Consider the following 1,692-nt stretch of genomic DNA (forward strand, 5'->3'; position numbering starts at 1 on the left):
GTGAGTGTGTGCGTCCTGTCAGACGACTGGAACGGCCCCTACGTTCACCTCGACGGCACCGCGGAGATCGTCGACCTTCCCGAGGCGGTCGAACCGCTGGTCGAGTACTTCCGCAGCGTCGCCGGTGAACACAGTGACTGGGATGAGTACCGCGAGGCGATGGTCCGCCAGGGCAAGAGCCTCATCCGCGTGACGATCGACGACTGGGGTCCGGTCGCCACGGGCGGTTTTCCGCCTCCGACGGGATAGGCGGGGCGCGGACCCAGAATCACGTCGCTCGGCTCGCGGACGAGTGAGGTCTCCTACCATGTGCGCATGACGAGGACCTCCGCGCCGGCTCGCCCACGATGGCTTCAGCTCGTCGCGGGCCTCGTCGTCGGTGTGGTGGCAGCCGCCGTGGCGTTTGTCGTCGTCGGCGTGGTCAGGGACGACCCGGTCGACGGCGTCACCACCGCATACCGATTGAGCGACGAGGACGCGCTCGCGCCCGGGCAGGTCTCGCTGATCACCGTCAGGGATGTTCGCCAACCCACGTCGATACCCGGGCTCGCGGCGCCGACGGGCGATCGCTACGTCACGCTCGTCGTGGCGATGGAGAGGGACGGCGCTGATGCTCAGCAATGGTCCACGCTCGACGATATGAGTCTCTCCCTCTATGCCACCGATGGATCCGGCGAGCGCGAAGAACTCCTCCCGGCCGAGGGCAGTCGGAGCCTGCTCGACGGCGTCGGCGGCCGGCTGCGCGGAGCCGACCCGTACTGGATCCGGCTCGAGTACGCGCCGCCGTCAGGCGACGTCGCCGATTACGAGGTGGACCTCCGGGTCGATGGCGAAGAGTACTCGTTCACCGTTCGCCCGGAGGAGCCAGCATGAGTGACACCGCCTCACCGGCGCTGCCCCCGACCGCCTCGCGCGCAGCGTTCTGGATCACCGCGGTCGTCACGTTCGTCGTGGTGCTCAGCGTGCTCGTCCTGTGGCCGCGCGGGGCCGCCACGGGCGAGGAGATCGCGGGAGACGAGGTGGTCGTCGACCTGCGTGAGGGCGTCACCGCCGGCGTCATTCCCGCCATTCGCGACCTGGGATGGCGGGCGCAGTACGCGACACGGCCGTACGAGATCGGCCTGCGTATGACGATCGACAACACGTCCGATGAGCTCTTTCCCCGCTGGTACCGCGTCACCGTGTTCGAGGCGGAAAACCTCGTGGACGGTGAGGACCTCCCGAGGCGCATGACCGATTCGTTGCAGACTTCGCATGTTGATCCCGGCGGGCAGGCTGCCACGGACTTCACCTTCGAGTACCACGACGCCTGCGGGGAGTTAATAGCCCGGATCACCTCCGTGCCATCGCTCGAGGAGGAGGACGAACGCTCCAGCGTCGACGTTCCTTTCACGGTCGGAGATGACCAGTGTCTCGCGGCGCGCTGATGAGGCTGGTCGTCATCCCGCAACATCATCCCGCAGGATGATTCGGAGCGCGTTCGGGCCGAACTACAGTGACGGGCATGGGTGCCGCCACGACTCCGCCTGCGCAGCCGAGCGGCCGCGTCGAACGCGTTCTGGCGTTCCTGGAACGGCACCCCTGGATCACAGACGCTCTCTTCGTGGCGATCCCGTTGAGCCTGCTGACGTTTGCTGCCAGCCGCGACTCCTTCTACGGGCAGAACCCGCTCCTGCCGGGCTGGATCGAGCT

At 67.4% G+C, this 1,692-nt stretch carries 3 protein-coding genes and 1 pseudogene; all 4 read left to right on the forward strand.

All coding sequences use genetic code 11. From position 1 onward, the window contains the following. A pseudogene (locus tag ACWIE7_RS19155) lies at positions 1-249 on the forward strand (PPOX class F420-dependent oxidoreductase); the annotation flags it as partial. A 66-nt stretch (positions 250-315) separates the two neighbouring features. Next, positions 316-873: a hypothetical protein gene (locus ACWIE7_RS19160; protein WP_454070330.1), complete on the forward strand. Its 558-nt coding sequence runs from the start codon at positions 316-318 to the stop codon at positions 871-873. After that, positions 870-1,427, forward strand: coding sequence for a hypothetical protein (locus ACWIE7_RS19165; protein WP_454070331.1), 558 nt, complete (start codon positions 870-872; stop codon positions 1,425-1,427). Before ACWIE7_RS19160 ends, ACWIE7_RS19165 begins: the two co-directional genes overlap by 4 nt. Before the next feature lie 77 nt (positions 1,428-1,504). Further along, positions 1,505-1,692, forward strand: a 188-nt coding sequence (locus ACWIE7_RS19170) for a hypothetical protein (RefSeq protein WP_454070332.1), incomplete at its 3' end; no start/stop codon positions are given.

It is taken from the genome of Dietzia sp. NPDC055343 (assembly GCF_053645265.1).